General features: G+C 73.6%; 1 protein-coding gene. It reads left to right on the top strand.

Annotation, left to right across the window (positions count from 1 at the left end):
• Positions 1-277, top strand: a 277-nt coding sequence (locus SB658_RS23545) for a hypothetical protein (RefSeq protein WP_410602712.1), incomplete at both ends; no start/stop codon positions are given.

The following is a 277-nucleotide window of genomic DNA, read 5'->3' as shown; positions in this document are numbered from 1 at the left end:
ACGATTGGATCTTCTTCTACTCCACGCGTGACCTCGTCACGCTCCAGCCGGCCCAGTGGGAGCGGCTCATCGCACTCACGGATGCGATGTCGGACAAGATCGATCGCTGGGGCCGTTGGCGCGACGAACGCCTGGGGCTCGCGCATCCCGCCGTTCGGACCCCCTCGGAACCGCTGGCGTCGCTCGCGACGGATCCGGCATCCGCCGCGTCGCCGGGGCGCGCGCCGCGGGGTGTCGCGCACGCCGGCCGACGGCTGCGCCGCGGCCCCGCGTGGGG

Source organism: Bacillus sp. SIMBA_008 (assembly GCF_046535495.1).
Lineage (GTDB): Bacteria > Bacillota > Bacilli > Bacillales > Bacillaceae > Bacillus > Bacillus subtilis.
The sequence above is the reverse complement of the archived record's forward strand: the minus strand, read 5'-3'. Positions and strand labels throughout refer to the sequence as shown.